The sequence below is a fragment of the Streptomyces sp. CNP082 genome (genome assembly GCF_059570535.1).
In genome coordinates this window covers 1-18,455 of sequence record NZ_JCANSZ010000042.1, presented here as the reverse complement: position 1 = coordinate 18,455, position 18,455 = coordinate 1, and the positions used below count along the sequence as shown (strand labels likewise).

General features: G+C 74.0%; 13 protein-coding genes and 2 rRNA genes. 3 read left to right on the top strand and 12 right to left on the bottom strand.

Translation table 11 applies throughout. The features are described from left to right. Positions 1–137 precede the first annotated feature (137 nt). From B124_RS27195 to pyrG, 3 genes are all read right to left on the bottom strand, one after another. Positions 138–2,432: a tetratricopeptide repeat protein gene (locus B124_RS27195; protein WP_496505608.1), complete on the bottom strand. Its 2,295-nt coding sequence runs from the start codon at positions 2,430–2,432 to the stop codon at positions 138–140. 117 nt (positions 2,433–2,549) lie between these two features. Next, a complete protein-coding gene (locus B124_RS27190) occupies positions 2,550–3,182 on the bottom strand; it encodes an NUDIX domain-containing protein (protein WP_496505607.1) in 633 nt (210 codons plus the stop codon). Then, positions 3,182–4,957, bottom strand: a complete 1,776-nt coding sequence (gene pyrG / locus B124_RS27185; protein WP_496505644.1) for a CTP synthase — start codon at positions 4,955–4,957, stop codon at positions 3,182–3,184. The genes B124_RS27190 and pyrG overlap by 1 nt, the downstream gene beginning before the upstream one ends. Before the next feature lie 261 nt (positions 4,958–5,218). Between pyrG and B124_RS27180 the strand changes: the two genes are divergently transcribed. Next, positions 5,219–7,024: a glycoside hydrolase family 15 protein gene (locus tag B124_RS27180; protein WP_496505606.1), complete on the top strand. Its 1,806-nt coding sequence runs from the start codon at positions 5,219–5,221 to the stop codon at positions 7,022–7,024. Between the two features lie 87 nt (positions 7,025–7,111). On the opposite strand, the gene B124_RS27175 is transcribed toward B124_RS27180, so the two are convergent. The 6 genes from B124_RS27175 to B124_RS27150 all read right to left on the bottom strand — a co-directional run bounded on the left by B124_RS27175 (position 7,112) and on the right by B124_RS27150 (position 14,038). Next, positions 7,112–8,260: a glycosyltransferase family 4 protein gene (locus B124_RS27175; protein WP_496505605.1), complete on the bottom strand. Its 1,149-nt coding sequence runs from the start codon at positions 8,258–8,260 to the stop codon at positions 7,112–7,114. Positions 8,261–8,571: 311 nt separating this feature from the next. Beyond that, a complete protein-coding gene (gene recN, locus B124_RS27170) occupies positions 8,572–10,341 on the bottom strand; it encodes a DNA repair protein RecN (RefSeq protein WP_496505643.1) in 1,770 nt (589 codons plus the stop codon). Positions 10,342–10,485: 144 nt separating this feature from the next. Beyond that, positions 10,486–11,379, bottom strand: a complete 894-nt coding sequence (locus B124_RS27165; protein WP_496505604.1) for an NAD kinase — start codon at positions 11,377–11,379, stop codon at positions 10,486–10,488. Beyond that, a complete protein-coding gene (locus B124_RS27160) occupies positions 11,376–12,191 on the bottom strand; it encodes a TlyA family RNA methyltransferase (protein WP_496505603.1) in 816 nt (271 codons plus the stop codon). Before B124_RS27160 ends, B124_RS27165 begins: the two co-directional genes overlap by 4 nt. Beyond that, the gene (locus B124_RS27155; RefSeq protein WP_496505602.1) at positions 12,188–12,688 is read right to left on the bottom strand and encodes a hypothetical protein; all 501 of its coding nucleotides are present in this window, start codon (positions 12,686–12,688) and stop codon (positions 12,188–12,190) included. Before B124_RS27155 ends, B124_RS27160 begins: the two co-directional genes overlap by 4 nt. 252 nt (positions 12,689–12,940) lie before the next feature. Continuing rightward, positions 12,941–14,038, bottom strand: coding sequence for an HAD hydrolase-like protein (locus tag B124_RS27150; RefSeq protein WP_496505642.1), 1,098 nt, complete (start codon positions 14,036–14,038; stop codon positions 12,941–12,943). A gap of 33 nt (positions 14,039–14,071) precedes the next feature. Between B124_RS27150 and B124_RS27145 the strand changes: the two genes are divergently transcribed. Next, positions 14,072–15,343, top strand: a complete 1,272-nt coding sequence (locus B124_RS27145; protein WP_496505601.1) for a DUF1015 family protein — start codon at positions 14,072–14,074, stop codon at positions 15,341–15,343. A gap of 1 nt (position 15,344) precedes the next feature. Here the strand turns inward: B124_RS27145 and B124_RS27140 are convergent, their stop codons facing one another. Continuing rightward, positions 15,345–16,163, bottom strand: a complete 819-nt coding sequence (locus B124_RS27140; RefSeq protein WP_496505600.1) for a tetratricopeptide repeat protein — start codon at positions 16,161–16,163, stop codon at positions 15,345–15,347. Between the two features lie 87 nt (positions 16,164–16,250). On the opposite strand from B124_RS27140, the gene B124_RS27135 reads away from it, so the two are divergent. Beyond that, the gene (locus tag B124_RS27135; RefSeq protein ID WP_496505599.1) at positions 16,251–17,216 is read left to right on the top strand and encodes a hypothetical protein; all 966 of its coding nucleotides are present in this window, start codon (positions 16,251–16,253) and stop codon (positions 17,214–17,216) included. 2 nt (positions 17,217–17,218) lie between these two features. On the opposite strand, the gene rrf is transcribed toward B124_RS27135, so the two are convergent. Both rrf and B124_RS27125 read right to left on the bottom strand, forming a co-directional pair. Continuing rightward, positions 17,219–17,335 (bottom strand): 5S ribosomal RNA (gene rrf / locus B124_RS27130). Between the two features lie 111 nt (positions 17,336–17,446). After that, a 23S ribosomal RNA gene (locus B124_RS27125) occupies positions 17,447–18,455 on the bottom strand; the annotation flags it as partial.

The following is an 18,455-nucleotide window of genomic DNA, read 5'->3' as shown; positions in this document are numbered from 1 at the left end:
ATGGATCACGATCCTTGGATGAGGCGATCTCGTCAGGCCCCGGTCGGGGTGTCCGCCGCGGCTTGGTCATTCTTAATGAAGGGATCCTCAGAGTCCAGCCTTTGAAACAGGCAGATATTTGCGATACCCCGATGGATTCACAGGTCTGCCGCGGCCGGTCGGGGTTCCGGTCCCGCCTTCGGGCCCGCCCCGGGCGCGGGCTCCCGGCCCTCCTCTGGGCCGGTCTCCGCGGCGGCCTCCACGGGCTGCGGCGCGGGCCGCGACGCCGGCTGCGCCACGTCGTCCGGGACGGCCCCGGGGCTGCGCTCCCCGTCGTCCGGAGCGTCACCGTCCGCGCGCTCCGGCCCGGCCGCGGGCGCGGGCTCAGGCGCGGCCTCAGGGTCCGCCCCGCCCTCCGCTTCCGGTTCCGCTACGGCCACGGCGACCGGCGCCGCGTCCTCCTCGGGCACCTGCGCGGCCAGCCGCTCCGCGGCGGCCCGGTGCAGCTCCGCGGCCTGCGGGTCGCCCGCACCGTCGACGAGGTCCGCCAGCCGCAACTGCACCGCCGCCCGCAGCGCGGTGTCGCCGGAGAGCCGCGCCAGGTCCATCGCGCGCGTGCACGTCCTGATGGCCTCCCGCGGATACCCGGCGTACTGCTGCACCCGTGCCACCTCGCCCAGCGCCCGCGCGTGCCCGGCGGTGTCCCCGAGCCTGCGGTACGCCGCCGCCGCCCCGCGCCACTCGCGCAGCGCCCAGCCCCAGGCCCCGGCGTACGTATGCACCGCGCCGAGCCGGGCCCGCAGCCGCGCCTCGTCGGCCAGCTCGCCGCGCGTCTGCCGCAGCGCGAGCGCCCGCCCGAACCAGTCCGCCGCCCGGCCCCAGTCCTGCAGCTCCTGGTACGCCGCACCCACCGACTCCAGCGCCCGCCCCACCGGCCGCGGGTCCCGCGCCTCGCGCGCCGCCGCCAGCGCCCCCCGGTACCGGCCGAGCGCCTCCTCGGGCCGCTCCGCGCGCAGGTCCAGGTCGCCGAGGTTGAGCAGCGCCGCCGCCTTCTCCCACACCAGCCCGCGCCGCTCGGCGACGCCCAGCACCAGCTCGTGCAGCCGGTACTGCTCGGGGGCGGCGTCCGCCTCGCCCCGGTGCGCCCCCAGCGCCCGCGACAGCGCGGCGACCAGCCGCCGCGCCAGCGTGTCCAGCTCCCCCTCGGCGACCGCCGCCCGGGCCGCCGCCAGCAGCGACGGCAGCCGGCTGCGCAGCCACGCCGCGGCGGCCTCGGACGACGGGAAGCGCAGCGCCCGCGGCAGCCCCGCGAGCCGGGCGTGCACTGCGGAGCCGGCGGGTTCGGTGACGGCGCGGCAGGACTGCAGCAGGCGTACGTACCGCTCCAGCATCCGGGCCCGGGCCAGCAGCACCTCCTCCGGCCCCACAACGGCCTCCAGCGCCCCGCGCAGCAGCGGCTGCAGGCACCCGGGCACCTCGTACTGCGGGAGGCCCGCCTGCTCCGGCTGCGGCACCGGGCGCAGCAGGCCCTGGCCCGCGCAGTCCTCGAGCGTGGTGCGGGCCGCGGCGACGGTGCAGCCGGCGAGCGCGGAGGCGGAGTGGGCGTCGACGAGCCCGGCGGGCGCCAGCAGCAGCAGCCGCAGCACCTCGGCGGCCTGCGGCGGCAGCGATTCGCAGACGAGCCGGAACGCCCGCGCCAGCGCCTTCGTGCCCGACGGCCGCCCGGCGGACCCCTCGGTGCTCTCGCCCTTGCGGCGCAGCTCCCGTACGGCATCGGCGACGCACGCCTGCGGGTGGCCGGCGAGCCAGCCGCCAGCCAGCACCAGCGCCGCGGGGTGGCCTGCGCACTCCTCGGCCAGCACGTGCGTGGCCTCGGGGTCGCAGGCGATGCGCGTCTGGCCCGCGTACGAGGCGATCAGCGCCAGCGCTGCCGCGGGCTCCAGGGCGCCCACGGTGCACGGACGGACGTCCGGCACGCCCTTGAGCGGGCCCTCGGCGACGGCGACGACGAGGCAGTCGCGCGACTCGGGGACCAGTTCGAGAAGCTGCCCCGGGTCGGTGACGTCGTCGAGGACGAGCAGCGCCGAGCGCTCGGCCAGCGCGGCGCGGAGCCGGGCGGCGAGGCGGTCCGGGCCAGCCCCGGCGACCGGGGGGACGCCGAGGGCGTCGAGGAGGTCGCGGACGGCCTGCTCCAGCGGCACCGCCTCGCCGCCGGGGCCGGAGAGCCGCGCGGTGTGCACGCCGCCGGGGTAGTCGCCCGCGACGCTGCGGGCCAGTTCGGCGGCGAGCGCGCTGCGTCCGGAGCCCGGCCGCCCGGCGATGAGCAGCACGCGGCTGCGGGGGGCGGGGCGGCCGGCGAGGGTGTCGAGCCCGGCGCGTGCGATGTCGGCGCGCAGGGCGTCGAGCTCGCGGGTCCTGCCGGCGAACCGGTGGGGGGCGGCCTGTTCCGTCACGCCGGTGAGCGTAATTCACCCAGCGTGAAGGCCGGGTCACGTGACGGCACATGGCCGAACGCCGGAACGAAAATCACCGCATCGGATCAACCGCCCGGCGGCCCCCCGCCGGGCCGCTCAGACGGTGAACGGGCGCGCCGGCCAGGGGGCGTTCGCCGGGCGCAGCGCGTCGAGACCGCCCTCCGCACGGGCCGCCTGGAGCGCCAGCACGCCAAGCATCAGGCAGTTGTTGTGCAGGTCCCCGGCGAGGGCGCCGCGCAGCAGGTCGGCCACCGGCACGCGGTCGAGGGTGAGGTCCAGCTCCTCGCCCTCGGCGGCGTAGCGCTCCCCCTCCGCCTCGGTCACCCCGCGGGCGAGGAAGACGCGCACGGCCTCGTCGCAGCCGCCCGGCGTGGTGTAGACGTCGACCAGCACGCGCCAGTCGTCGGCCTTGACGTGCGCCTCCTCGTACAGCTCGCGCTGGGCGGCGCTCAGCGGGTTCTCGCCGGGCACGTCGAGGAGGCCGGCGGGGATCTCCCAGAGCTTGTGCCGTACGGGGTGGCGGTACTGGTTGAGCACCAGCACGCGGTCGTCGTCGTCGAGGGCGAGGATCGCGACCGAGCCGGGGTGGACCTGGTAGTCGCGGCGGGCGACGGTGCCGTCGGGCATCACCACGTCGTCGGTGCGCACGGCGGTCTTGGCGCCCTTGAACGGGGTCTCGGAGGCGACGACCTGCCACTCGGCCGCCGTGTCCTTCAACTGCTCCGCCATCACTTGCCCCCCTCGCGCGCGGCCACCGGCTTCTGCGCACCGGCGGGCACGCCCTGCTCTGCCTCCTCGCGGCCGGCCCCTTCCTGCCTGGCCCCCTCCTGCCGTGCCCCCTCCTGTCTGGCCCCTTCCTGTCGTGCCCCCTCCTGTCTGGCGACGGACGCCTTCACCAGGCCGGCGAACAGCGGGTGGGGGCGCGTGGGCCGCGAGCGCAGCTCGGGGTGGGCCTGGGTGGAGACCAGGTACGGGTGGACCTCGCGCGGATACTCCACGTACTCCACCAGCTTGTTGTCCGGGGAGGTGCCGGAGAAGCAGAGGCCGGCCTTCTTCTCCAGCTCGCTGCGGTAGAAGTTGTTGACCTCGTAACGGTGCCGGTGGCGCTCCTCGACGTACGGCTGGTCCGCGTATGCCTCCCGTACCACCGACCCCTCCGCCAGCCTGGCCGGGTAGAGACCGAGGCGCATCGTGCCGCCCATGTCGCCCTCGCCGGCGACGATGTCGAGCTGCTCCTCCATGGTGGAGATCACCGGGTCCGACGCGGCCTGGTCGAACTCCGTGGAGTTGGCACCCTCGATGCCCGCGAGGTTCCGCGCCGCCTCGATGACGATGCAGTGCAGGCCGAGGCAGAGGCCGAGCAGCGGCACGCGGTTCTCCCGGGCGTACGTGACCGCGCCGATCTTGCCCTCCACGCCGCGCTCGCCGAAGCCGCCGGGGATGACGATGCCGTCCACGTCCGCGAGGTGCCTGCGCGCGCCCTGCGGGGTGCGGCAGTCGTCGGACGTGACCCATTTGATCTTGGCGCGGGCGTTGTTGGCGAAGCCGCCGGCGCGGATCGCCTCGGTGACCGACAGATAGGCGTCGGGCAGGTCGATGTACTTGCCGACGAGCGCGATCGTCACCTCGTGCGCCGGGTCGTGCACGCGCCGCAGCAGGTCGTCCCACTCCGACCAGTCCACGTCCCGGAACGGCATGTTCAGCTTGCGGACGACGTACGCGTCCAGCCCCTCCGCGTGCAGCACCTTGGGGATGTCGTAGATCGACTTGGCGTCGATGGCGGCGACGACGGCGGACTCGTCGACGTCGCACATGAGCGAGATCTTCCGCTTGATCGCCGGCGGCACCTCGCGGTCCGCGCGCAGCACGATCGCGTCGGGCTGGATGCCGATGCTGCGCAGCGCGGCGACCGAGTGCTGCGTCGGCTTGGTCTTCAGCTCGCCGGACGGGCCGATGTACGGCAGCAGCGAGATGTGGACGACGAAGACGTTGTCCCGGCCGACCTCGTGCCGCACCTGGCGGACGGCCTCCAGGAACGGCAGCGACTCGATGTCGCCGACGGTGCCGCCGACTTCCGTGATCACCACGTCCACGTCGTCGGAGGCCATACGCCGGATACGGGACTTGATCTCGTTGGTGATGTGCGGGATCACCTGCACCGTGTCGCCCAGGTACTCGCCGCGGCGCTCCTTGGCGATCACCGTGGAGTAGACCTGGCCGGTGGTGACGTTCGCCGAGCCGTCGAGGTCGACGTCGAGGAAGCGCTCGTAGTGGCCGATGTCGAGGTCGGTCTCCGCGCCGTCGTTGGTGACGAAGACCTCACCGTGCTGGAACGGGTTCATCGTTCCTGGATCGACGTTCAGATACGGGTCGAGCTTCTGCATCGTGACCCGCAGCCCGCGCGCCTTGAGCAGCGCCCCCAGGCTGGAGGCGGTGAGCCCCTTGCCGAGTGAGGAGGCGACGCCTCCGGTGACGAAGATGTGCTTTGACGTCGTGGATGGCATGGCCAAGAGGGGCTCCCGTGGTCGCTTGTCGAGGTGCGTGGCGGGGTGCCCCAGATCGAGGTGGGTCGCTCGGCGAGCGCCGCCGCCACGTGCCCGGCCGGCCCTCCGCTCCACGGGCTACCAGGGTATCAGGGATCCCCTGGTCACCGCCCGCGGCCGACCGCCCGGGCGGAAGAGACCAGGGGGAATCCGCGACCGTGCCGCGCGCACGCGCGCGAAGGCTTTATCCTCGGCGCAACGCACTACTAGCTGGAGAGGCACGTGGCCGGGCGGATCGAGGATTACGCACTTCTGGGCGACATGCAGACGGCAGCACTCGTCCGTCGCGACGGCACGACCGACTGGCTATGCCTGCCCCGGTTCGACTCCCATGCGGTGTTCGCTTCCCTACTGGGGACCGAGGAGCACGGCTTCTGGCGCCTCGGTCCGGCGTACGCCCCGGAGGCCGGCCCGCCGCCCGCGACCCGGCGGCGCTACCGGGGGGACTCGCTGGTGCTGGAGTCCGAGTGGGACACCCCGCGCGGCACGGTCCGGCTGATCGACTTCATGCCGCCGCGCGACGGCGCCTCGCCGCAGCTCATCCGCATCGTGGAGGGTGTCACGGGCCGGGTGCCGATGCGCTCCGCGCTGCGGATGCGCTTCTCGTACGGGCGCATCGTGCCGTGGGTCCACCAGACCGACGACGGCCGTACCGTCGGCGTCGCCGGGCCGGACTCGGTGTGGCTCGACGCCCCGGTGCCGACGTACGGCCGGGACCTGACGACGTACTCGGACTTCACCGTCGGCCCGGGCGACCGGCTGGCCTTCACGATCAGTTGGCAGCCCTCGCACCGCGAGCCGCCGCAGCCCGCCGATCCAGAGGCGGCGCTCACCGCCACCGAGGACTTCTGGCAGGAGTGGACCGAGCACTGCACGTACCACGGCCCCTACCGGCACGCCGTGATCCGCTCGCTGATCACGCTCAAGGCCCTGACGTACGAGCCGACCGGCGGCATCGTCGCCGCGCCCACCACCTCGCTGCCCGAGGACATCGGCGGCGTGCGGAACTGGGACTACCGCTTCACCTGGCTGCGCGACGCCGCCATCACACTGTCGTCTCTGCTGCGCACCGGGTACCACGAAGAGGCGCGCGCCTGGCGCGAGTGGCTGCTGCGCGCCGTCGCGGGCGACCCGGAGAACCTGCAGATCATGTACGGCATCGCCGGCGAGCGCGAGCTCGGCGAGTCGGAGCTGGACTGGCTGCCGGGGTACGAGGCCTCCCGCCCGGTGCGCGCCGGCAACGGCGCGGCGGGGCAGTTGCAGCTCGACGTCTACGGCGAGGTCGTCGAGGCCCTGCACCTCGCGCACATGACGGGCCTCGCCCGCAACGACTACGCCTCGCTGCTGCAACTGAAGATGATCCGCTGGGTCGAGGAGAACTGGGACCGCCCCGACGAGGGGCTGTGGGAGGTGCGCGGCCCACGACGGCACTTCGTCCACTCCAAGGTGATGACCTGGGTCGCCGTCGACCGCACGATCAAGCTCATCGAGTCCGGCGAGGCGGACGGCCCGCTGGAGCGCTGGCAGCAACTGCGCGACGACATCCACCGCGACGTCTGCGAGAAGGGCTACGACCGGCAGCGCAACACCTTCACGCAGTCCTACGGCTCGCAGGAGCTGGACGCCTCGCTGCTGCTGATCCCGCAGGTGGGCTTTCTGCCGCCGGACGACAAGCGCGTCATCGGCACCATCGAGGCCATCCAGCGCGAGCTGGGCACCCCCGACGGGTTCATCCGCCGCTACCCGACCGCGGGCGACGAGGCGGGCAGCGACGGGCTGCCGGGCGACGAAGGCGCGTTCCTCGCCTGCTCGTTCTGGATGGCGGACGACCTGGCGATGATCGGCCGGGTGCAGGAGGCGCGGCAGTTGTTCGAGAAGCTGCTGGCGCTCCGGAACGACCTGGGGCTGCTCGCGGAGGAGTGGGACCCGCGGCTGCAGCGGCAAGTGGGCAACTTCCCGCAGGCGTTCAGCCATGTGCCGCTGATCGACACGGCGCTGCGGCTGAGCGCGTCGGGGGCGTACGGGTAGCTCTCGGCGGGGCGCGCGGAAGCACGACGGCGGTACGGAGTGCCCCGATGCGCCCGGCGGTCGGGGGCGGCCCGCGCGCCGGGGCCGTCAGACGTCGGTGTAGGTCATCAACTCGTCGTAGATCGACAGGACCTGGGCGACGGTGTCGTCCTCCGTCGGCCAGGTGCCGGCCTGGGCGCGGCCCGCGGCGGAGAGTGCCGCGCGGTGGGCGGGGTCGTGGAGCAGGGCCGTCACCGCGTCGGCGAGCGCGCGGGCGTCCCCGTACGGCACGAGTTCCGCCGCGTCACCGACGAGTTCGGGCACGCCGCCGACGGCCGTGGCCACCAGCGGGGCGCCGGCGTGCAGCGCCTCCTGCGCCAGCACCGGGCGCGCCTCCCACGGGCTGGAGAGCACCGCGACGTCCGCGGCGGCCAGCAGCCGGGGCAGGTCGTCGCGGCGGCCCAGAAGCCGTACGGGCAGCTTCTCGGCGTCGATACGGCGCTGCAGCTTCCCGCGCGCCGGGCCCTCGCCGGCGACGGCGAGCAGCGGCTGCTCCGGCAGCGCCTGCCACATGCGCGCGGCGTCGAGCAGCGGCTCGTGAGGGCCGTACACGTCGAGCGGGGCGGCGGTGAGCACCAGGGGCCGGTCCGGGGCGCCGAGTTCGGCGCGCACCCGCTCCCGGCCGAGCGCGGCGCCGTCGCCGCCGGGGTGCGGGTGCCGGGGCGCGGGGACGGCGATGGGCGCGAGCCGGGCGTCCCGGGCGCCGCGGCGGCGGGCACCGTCGACGAGGTCGGTGGTGGCGCCGAGGACGACGCGGGCGGACCGGGAGACCCGTCGTTCGAGGAGGGGCAGCACCCGGCCCCGCACCCCGTCCGGGTGGTTCCTGGTATGCCACGTGACGACCAGCGGCCTGCGCTGGCCGAGGATCGTCGAGCACGCCATCAGCCCGCACTGCAGGCCGTGCGCGTGGACGAGGTCCGCACCGGCGCAGGCCGCGCGCAGCGCCGTCGCCGTGCACAGCGGCGCGGTGGCCAGCCCGCCGCGCTCGGGCAGCCGGGCGACGTGCGCGCCGACGGCGGTGAAGCCGTAGCGCTCGGCGGTGGCGGGGGTCGCGACCACCGTGACCCGGATCCCCCGGGCGACCAATCCGGCCGTCAGCGAGCGCACATGGACCCCGCTGCCGCCCTCGCCGCGGCCGACGAGCTGCACAGCGTGCAGCGCGGTGGGGCCGTGGGGCGGGGCGGGGGTGCTGCTCACTGGGCCGGAACTCCTGTCCGTGGCGTCGCAGGGCCTGCCCAGGATGCCACTCCCGGGGAGCCGCCGGACCCGGCTGGGCGCCGGCAACCGCTCTGTACGGGCGTACAGGTCAGACATGCACCACTCTTCCGGGCGACACCCCGCACGTCCGTCGCGCGCCCGGACGGCCCACGAAGGAAGCGGACAGCACGGTGCATTCCGCCCGACCACCCCGGTAGACGCAGCGGAGACGGGCCGGGTTGCCCCACCGGCCCCGTACGGCCCACCCGCGACACCCGCCCCGTGCGCCGCTCAGGGTCACACGGCCGGGGTCACTCCGCCCCCGCGCGGGCCGACGCGAGCAGCTCCTCGGCGTGTGCGCGGGCCGTCTCGGAGTCCTCCTGGCCCGCCAGCATGCGGGACAGCTCCCGCACCCGCGCCTCGCCCTCCAGGACGGTGACGCCGCTGCGGGTGACCGCGCCGTCGCTGGTCTTCTCCACCAGCAACTGGCGGTCGGCGAAGGCCGCGACCTGCGGCAGGTGGGTCACCACGACGACCTGCGCGCCGCGCGCCAGCCGGGCCAGGCGGCGGCCCACCTCGACGGCGGCCTTGCCGCCGACGCCCGCGTCGACCTCGTCGAAGAGGTACGTCGGCACGGGGTCGGAGCCGGCGAAGACCACCTCGACCGCCAGCATCACGCGCGACAGCTCGCCGCCCGAGGCGCCCTTGGCGATCGGCCGCGGCGGGGCGCCGGGGTGCGGGGCGAGCAGCAGCTCGGCCTCGTCCACGCCCGTGGGCCCGTACGCGACGCGGCGGCCGTCGATCTCCAGCCCGTCGGCGTCCGGTGCGACCTCGGTGCGGCGCAGGTCGACCGTCACCCGCGCGTGCGGCATCGCCAGCTCGGTCAGCTCCTCGGTGACGGCCTTGCCGAAGCGTTCCGCCGCCTCGCCGCGCGCCTCGGTCAGCGCCGCCGCCACCTGCGCCAGCTCACCGCGGAGCGCGTCGCGCTCGGCGGTCAGCTCCTCGATGCGCTCGTCGTCGCCGTCGAGTTCGGCGAGCCGGGCCGCGCCCGCCTCGGCCCACGCCAGGACCGCGGACACGCTGCCGTCACCGGCCGCTCCGTCGCCGGCCGCGGCGGGCTCGTGGCCGTACTTGCGGGTGAGGTGGGTGAGCACCGAGCGGCGCTCCTCCACCGCGGCCAGGCGCAGCGGGTCGGCATCGATGCCGTCGCCGTACGCGGCGAGTTCCTGCGCCACGTCGCCGAGGAGGATGCCGACCTCGGTGAGCCGGTCGGCGAGCCCGGCGAGCGCCGGGTCGTGGGCCCGTACAGCCGCCAGGGCGCGCTGTGCGCCCGCGACGAGGGTGCCGGCGTCGATCGCCTCGGGATCCGCCGGGTCGCCCGCGAGCGCGGCGTGTGCGGCGGCGGAGGCGGCGGCCAGGGCCTCGGCGTGGCCGAGCCGTTCGGCCTCCGCGGCCAGCTCGACGTCCTCACCGGAGCGCGGCTCGGCGGCGGAGACCTCCTCGAGGCCGAAGCGCAGCAGATCCGCCTCCTGCAACCGCTCACGTGCCCGGGTGGTGATCTCGTCCAGCTCGGCGCTGACGGCGCGCAGCCTGCGGTACGCGGCCGAGTACGCGGCCAGCGGCGCGGCGACCGCGTCGCCCGCGTACCGGTCGAGGGCCTGCCGCTGCCGCGCGGGCTTCAGCAGCCCCTGCTGGTCGGTCTGGCCGTGCACGGCCACCAGGTCCTCGGCCAGCTCGCCGAGGAGCCCCACGGGGACGCCCCGGCCGCCCAGGTGCGCCCGGGAGCGGCCTTCGGCCGAGACCGTACGGCTGATGAGCAGGGCGCCGTCGTCCAGCTCGGCACCGGCGTCCTCGGCCCGTACCGCGGCGGGCGAGCCGTCAGCCACGGCGACCCGGCCCTCCACGACGGCGGACTTGGCGCCGATGCGTACGAGCGCGGCGTCCGCGCGCCCGCCGAGCAGCAGCCCGAGGCTGGTGACGACCATGGTCTTGCCGGCGCCGGTCTCGCCCGTCACGGCCGTGAAGCCGGGGGACAGCTCGACGACCGCGTCGTCGATGACGCCCAGGGACTGGATCCGCATCTCCTCCAACACGGTACGACCATACGAGGTTCCGGCCCCGCGTCGCGAGGGGCGTCTTGATCAGCGGCCGGCCCGCACCGCGGCCAGGGGTGCCACCGGGCCGCCGCACCGGACGCACGGACCGCGCGTGGGACGGGCCGTGCGTCAGTTCGGCGCCCCGCGCCAGCCCGCCACCGGCAGCGCGAACTTGGCCACCAGCCGGTCCGTGAACGAGGCGTGGTGCAGCCGCGCCAGCCGCACCGGCACCGCGCCGCGGCGCACCTCGACGCGCGCCCCGGACGGCAAGTCGACGGTGCGGCGGCCGTCGCACCACAGCACGCCGTGCTGGTTCGTCGGCTGCACCTCCACCGCAAGGACCGAGTCCGGGGACGTCACAAGCGGCTTGGCGAACAGCGCGTGCGCGCTGATGGGGACCATCAGCAGCGCCTCCACCTCGGGCCAGACGACGGGCCCGCCGGCCGAGAAGGCGTACGCGGTCGAACCCGTCGGCGTCGCACAGACCACGCCGTCGCAGCCGAAGCGGGAGACGGGCCGGCCGTCGACCTCGGTGACGACTTCGAGCATCCGCTCGCGCGCGGCCTTCTCGACGGACGCCTCGTTGAGCGCCCAGTCCTCGTGCACGGTCCGGCCCTCGTTGCGGACGAGGACGTCGAGCGTCATCCGCTCCTCGACCTCGTACTCCTTCGTCACCACGCGGTCCACGACCTTGTCGAGGTCGTCCCGCTCGGCCTCGGCGAGAAAGCCGACGCGGCCGAGGTTGACGCCGAGCATCGGCACGCCGGACTTGCGGGCGAACGCGGCGCCCCGCAACAGCGTGCCGTCGCCGCCCAGCACGATCAGCAGTTCGCAGTCGTCCATCACGCCGGGGCCCGCATCCACCAGCTCCGCCTCCGGCGGCAGCGGCAGGTCGGCCGCCTCACCGGCGAGCACGCGCACGCCGACGCCGGAGCGCAGCAGTCCGCGAACGACCAGCTCGGCGCTGCGGATCGCCGCCGGCCGGCCCGTATGGGCAAGCAGGAACACGGTGCGGTCTGTCATCGGGGCCCCTCCGCCACGGCACGTGCCACGTCCGCCGGGTCCAGCGCGGGCGCACCGGCGCGCAGCCACAGAAAATATTCGACGTTTCCCTTCGGCCCGGGCAACGGACTTGCCGTCACGCCGAGCACGCCGAGCCCGAGGGCCGCCCCCTGCCCGGCGACGTTGCGCACGGCCTCGGCGCGCAGCTCCGCGCTGCGCACCACGCCGCCGCTGCCCAGGCGCTCCTTGCCGACCTCGAACTGCGGCTTGACCATGAGCACGAGGTCCGCGTCGGGCGCCGCGCAGCGCACCAGCGCGGGCAGTACGAGCCCGAGCGGGATGAACGACAGGTCGCCGACCACGAGTTCGGCGGGCACGCCGTCGAGGTGGTCGAGCGTCAGCTCGCGGACGTTCGTACGGTCCCGGACGGTGACCCGCTCGTCGCTCTGCAGCTTCCAGGCGAGCTGCCCGTAGCCCACGTCCACGGCGACGACGTGCGCGGCGCCGGCGCGCAGCAGCACGTCGGTGAAGCCGCCGGTGGAGGCGCCGGCATCGAGGGCGCGCCGGCCGGCGACGCGCAGCCCTCGGGGCTCGAACGCCGCGAGCGCGCCGGCGAGCTTGTGGCCGCCGCGGGAGACGTAGTCGGGATCGTCGTCGTCGGGGACGACGACGACGGCGGCGGACGTCTCGACCTGGGTGGCGGGCTTGCTGGCGACCAGGCCGCCGACGGTGACGCGGCCGGCGGCGATAAGGCGCCCGGCGTGCTCGCGCGAGCGGGCCAGCTCACGGCTGACCAGCTCGGCGTCGAGCCGGCGCCGCCGGCCACCGCTCACGGGGTCCCCGGCCGGTACGCGGACGGGTGGGTCCCGGGGCGGACCGGCGCGTGGCCGTAGGGCGCGGGGGGCGGCGGGGGCCCGGGCGGTCCTGGGCGGGCGTGCCCCGGACCGTACGGCGCGGGGCCGGGGTGCCCGGGGCGCGGACTCCCGGGTACGGGGCCGGGGTGCACAGGCGCGGGGCCGGGGTGCGCGGGCGGGGGCGGGCCCTGGGTGCGGTCCAGCTCCTCCAGCACCTCGCGCATCCGGCCGTGGGCGTCCTCGTAGACCTCCAGGTGGCTGCCGGTCGGCAGTTCGTCGGCGTCGGCGAGGCGGTCGAGCGCGGCATCGACGTCGGCGTTGCCGGTGGGCGTGCGCCCGACGCCGAGCGGCCCGGGCCCGGCCTCGGCCGCCTCGGGCTCCGGTTCCGGTCCCGGCCCGGACCCGGGCTCCGGCACGGCCTCGGATTCCGGCAGGATCTCGGGCTCCGCTGCGGGCATCGGCGTCGGCTCGCTCATGCAACAGACCGTACCCCGAACCACCGTCAGGACCCCGGTCAGACCCAGCCGCCCGCCACCGCCCGCGCCGTACGCGCCGCCGTGACGACCGGCGACGTGCCGGCCTCCGGTCCGGCCGGCACCCGGCACGTGAGCCCGAAGACACGCTCGGCCGCCTCCGCGGCCCCTCACCGCCGGTGCCCGTCGCGCACGGCGCTCAGACACGCGGCGCTCAGACGCGCGGCGCAGCGCTCGGCGTGGCCGCGGGAACGCTCACAGACCAAGGCGGGCCAGCGCCTTTCCCGGGTCGAGGTCGCAAATGCCCTCCCCCGCGTACGTCCACGCCGCCGCGCACAACGCCCGCAGCCCGTCGAGCGGTTCCCCCTGGCCGTCGAGCCGCAGCTCCGGCTCCGTACCGTCCACGGACGCGCTCCAGCCGCCGCACCTCGCGACGGCGTCCGCACCCTCACCCGCGCCGCCCACCGCCACCTCCGGCTGCGCACCGGACAGTCCGCGCAGATCCGCCGCCACGTACGCCGGCCGGTGCCGCGGCCCCGCCGCCAGCAGCTCCACAGCGCCGGTCACGCCGGTCAGCACCAGCAGCGCGTCGACATCGCCGTTGTACGCGCCCTCGATGTCGGTGTCGAGCCGGTCGCCCACGACCAGTGGCCGCCGCGCCCCCGTCCTGGTGATCGTCTCCCGGTGCATCGGCGGCTGCGGCTTGCCCGCCACCCGCGGCTCGGCGCCGGTGACCAGCCGCACCACCGCCAGCGCCGCCCCGTTGCCCGGGGCGATGCCCCGGGGCGTCGGAACCGTCAGGTCGGCGTTCGACGCGAACCACGGCACACCGCGCTGCACCGCGAACGCCGCCTCCATCAGCCGCCCCCACGGCATCCCCGGCCCGCCGTGCCCCTGCACGACGGCCGCCGGATCGTCGTCCGCCGACTCCACGATCCGCAGCCCGCGCTCCCGCAGCGGCCCGTACAGCCCCTCCCCGCCGACCGCCAGCACCCGCGCCCCCGGCGGCACCTCCTCGGCCACCAGCCGCGCCACGGCCTGCGCCGACGTGATCACGTCGGCCGGCTCCGCGGCCACGCCCATCCCGGTCAACTGCGCGGCGACGACGGCCGCGGGGCGGGAGGCGTTGTTCGTGACGTATGCGAGCCGCATGCCGCGGGCCCGGGCGCCGCCCAGCGCGTCAGCGGCGTGCTCAACGGCCGCGCCACCGACGTAGACGACGCCGTCGAGGTCCAGCAGCGCCGTGTCATACGCCGTGCACAACGGCTCCGCGCAGGCGTCGGTGCGAGTCCTGACGGGCTGGCTGCTCACGGCGGCGGCTCCTTGGACGGGCGATATCCACGCCTCGATCATCGCGCATGGGCCGCGGCGCATACGATCCGGTCCATGCAGCGTTCACCCGGACTCGACCTCCGCCCCTTCCGCGGGCTGCGCTACGCGCCGTCCCGGGTGCGCAGCCTCGCCGCCGTCACCTCCCCGCCGTACGACGTCGTCGTCCGGCCCGACGGGCTGCACCACCTGGAGACCGCCGACCCCCACAACATCGTCCGCCTCATCCTCCCCCAGGCCGACGACCCGGCCGCCCGCCACCGCCTCGCCGCCGACACCCTGCGCCGGTGGCGCGCGGAGGGCGTGCTCGTACCGGACCCGCAGCCCGCGCTCTACGTGTACGAACAGCGCAAGGGCGAGCTGCTCCAGCGGGGCGTCATCGGGCTGCTGGCGCTGAGCGAGCCCGCGGAAGGCGTGGTGCTGCCGCACGAGGACGTGATGGACGAGATCGTCGCCGACCGCGCCGGCCTGATGCGGGAGACCGCCGCCAACCCCGAGCCGCTGCTGCTGTCGTACCGCAGCGACGGCACGGTCACCGGCACGGCGGCCGTCGTCGAGCGCGCCTCGGCGCGCACCCCGATGCTGGCCACGACGACGGAAGACGGCTTCGCCCACCGGCTGTGGGCGCTGACGGACGCGGAGGAGATCGCCACCGTACGCGCGGACCTGGCCCGCCGGCAGGCGCTCATCGCGGACGGCCACCACCGCTGGGCGACGTACCTGCGGCTACGGGCCGAACAGCGCGCGGCGACAGGCGAGTCGGGACCGTGGGGCCGGGGCCTGGTCCTGCTGGTCGACACGGCCCGCCACCCGCTCGTCGTCCGCGGCATCCACCGCGTCCTGCGCACCCTGCCGCCCGCCGACGCGCTGCGCCTCCTCGGCGACGGCGCCCGCGTCCGGCGGCTCGGCGAACGGCTGCCCGCGGCGCTGAAGACGCTCGAAGAGACGGAGGGCAACGCGTTCCTCCTGGCGGGCGGGGACGGCCTGCACCTGGTCGACCGCCCGGACCCGGACCTGCTGGCCCGTACGGTACGCACCGACCGCCCGGAGGCGTGGCGCACCCTGGACGCCACGGTGCTCCACGCCACGCTCATCGAGCACGTCTGGCAACTCCCCGACGACCCGGGGCACATCGGCTACGTCCACGATCCCGGGGCCGCCGCCGCCCAGGCGGTGCGCCTGGGCGGGACGGCGGTGCTGATGAAGCCGGTGGCGGAGGATGTCGTACGGGAACTTGCGCGGGACGGGGTGACGATGCCGCGCAAGTCCACGTCGTTCGGCCCGAAGCCCGCCACGGGGCTGGTGCTGCGGGCGCTGGACCTGGAGTGAGTCAGGGGCGGGAGTCGTCCTCACCGTCGGCCGGATCATCCTCGTCGGTGAAGTCGCCGTCCCCCGCCTCGGGCACGTCGGCCGCCTCGCGCGGGAAAGCCTCAGACTCCTCCCCGCCGTCCTCGGCATCGGGATCGAGCGCGTCGGTGAACTCGATGCCGTCCAGCTCGGCCAGCCGGTCGGAGGCGTCCGTCAGCCCGTCGTGGTCGGCCTCGACGGCCTTCGCGAACCATTCCCGCGCCTCCTCCTCGCGGCCGACCTCCAGCAGCACGTCGGCGTACGCGTAACGCAGCCGCGCGGTCCACGGGTGCACACCGGTCGACGCCAGCTCCGGGCTCTGCAGGGTGACGACGGCGGCGTCGGCCTGCCCCAGGTCGCGCCGCGCCCCGGCGGCCACGAGCCGCATCTCCACCTGCCCGGCCTTGTCCAGCCGCTGCACCTCCGGCTCACCGGCCATCGCCAGCGCCCGCTCCGGCCGCCCCATACCGCGCTCGCAGTCGGCCATCACCGGCCAGAGGTCGGGCCGCCCGCTCATGCGCCGCGCAGCCCGGAACTCGGCCAGCGCCTCCTGGTACCGCCCCGTGTGGTACGCCGCGAAGCCGGCGGCCTCCCGCACGGCACCGACACGGGAGGCGAGCCGCAGCGCCACCTTGGCGTGCTCGTACGCCCGGGGGGCGTCCTCGTCGAGCAGCCTGGCGACCATGACCAGGTTCTTGGCAACGTCATCGGCAAGCGTCTTGGGCAGGCTCTGCAACTCCTGCCGTACAGCCTTGTCGACCTCCTGCCCGGTGACGTCGTCGGGGATGGACAACCGCCGCACAGGCGCCCGCTCCCCCTCACGCCGCGGCCCCCGCGCCCGGTCATCCCGCCGCTCAAACCGCGCCCCACGCCCGTAGCCGTCACGCCGTTGGCCACGGGAGCGGTCGTCGTCACGACGGAAGTCGCGGCGAGGCCGGTCGTCGTCACGACGGGGCCCACGCCCCCGATCGTCATCACGCCGGAAATCCCGACGCGGACGGTCGTCACCCCGACCGAAATCACGACGGGGTCCGCGGGGGCGATCGTCGTCGCGACGGAAGCCACCACGAGACCGGTCGTCGTCACGACGGGGCCCACGCCCCCGGTCATCATCACGCCGGAAATCCCGACGCGGACGGTCATCGCCCCGACCGAATTCACGACGAGGCCGGTCGTCGTCACGACGGGGCCCACGCCCCCGGTCATCATCACGCCGGAAATCCCGACGCGGACGGTCATCGCCCCGACCGAATTCACGACGAGGCCGGTCGTCCTCACGCCGGAAGTCGCGACGCGGACGGTCGTCACCACTGCGGAAGTCACGACGGGGCCGGTCGTCATCACGGCGGAAATCCCGACGCGGCCGATCCTCCCCACGGCCGAAGTCCCGCCGCGACCGGTCGTCATCGCGTCGGAAACCCCGCGCCCGGTCGTCTCCACGGCGGTCGTCGTCACGCCGCGGCCCGCGCGGCCGGTCATCGTCCCGGCGGAAGTCACGCCGGGGCCCGTCGCGACGAGGACCGCGCGCCCGGTCTTCGTCACGCCACGTCCCACCACGGGGCCGGTCGCCGTCAGCGCGAAAATCACGACGCGGACGGTCATCCTGCCGCCGCGGCCCACGCCCCTGCCGATCCCCGTCCCCACGACGCGGCCCCCCGCGCCGCACGTCATCCCGGCGATCGAAGCCACGCCCGTCACCGTCACGACGCCGGCCGCGGCCGTCACGGTCCTCGTCACGCCGGTCGGGCTCGTTGGTGGTCATCACTACGCTCCTCTTACTCCGGTAGCACCGGAACGACAAACAAAAAGGACCTGTGGTCCCAGCGCTCACGCTGGGACCACAGGTCCTCAATAATTGTTCGGCGGTGACCTACTCTCCCACACGGTCCCCCATGCAGTACCATCGGCGCGGTCGGGCTTAGCTTCCGGGTTCGGAATGAGACCGGGCGTTTCCCCAACGCTATGACCACCGAAACCCTCAATGGGTCAGCGAACAAGCACACTCTTCAATTAAGTGAACAAACTCCAGCTAACCCAGCAGCAATGGATTGCTGTCTGGGAGCCGCACAGTGGACGCAAGCAGCTATGGACAAGCCCTCGGCCTATTAGTACCGGTCACCTCCACCCCTCACAGGGCTTCCAGATCCGGCCTATCAACCCCGTCGTCTACAGGGGGCCTTAACCCCACAAAAGGGGGTGGGAGTCCTCATCTCGAAGCAGGCTTCCCGCTTAGATGCTTTCAGCGGTTATCCCTCCCGAACGTAGCCAACCAGCCATGCCCTTGGCAGAACAACTGGCACACCAGAGGTCCGTCCGTCCCGGTCCTCTCGTACTAGGGACAGCCCTTCTCAAGACTCCTACGCGCGCAGCGGATAGGGACCGAACTGTCTCACGACGTTCTAAACCCAGCTCGCGTGCCGCTTTAATGGGCGAACAGCCCAACCCTTGGGACCGACTCCAGCCCCAGGATGCGACGAGCCGACATCGAGGTGCCAAACCATCCCGTCGATATGGACTCTTGGGGAAGATCAGCCTGTTATCCCCGGGGTACCTTTTATCCGTTGAGCGACGGCGCTCCCACAAGCCACCGCCGGATCACTAGTCCCTGCTTTCGCACCTGCTCGACCCGTCAGTCTCGCAGTCAAGCTCCCTTGTGCACTTACACTCACCACCTGATGACCAACCAGGCTGAGGGAACCTTTGGGCGCCTCCGTTACCCTTTAGGAGGCAACCGCCCCAGTTAAACTACCCACCAGACACTGTCCCCGATCCGGATCACGGACCCAGGTTAGACATCCAACACGACCAGAGTGGTATTTCAACGACGACTCCACAACCACTGGCGTGGCCGCTTCACAGTCTCCCACCTATCCTACACAAGCCGAACCGAACACCAATATCAAGCTNTAGTAAAGGTCCCGGGGTCTTTCCGTCCTGCTGCGCGAAACGAGCATCTTTACTCGTAATGCAATTTCACCGGGCCTATGGTTGAGACAGTCGAGAAGTCGTTACGCCATTCGTGCAGGTCGGAACTTACCCGACAAGGAATTTCGCTACCTTAGGATGGTTATAGTTACCACCGCCGTTTACTGGC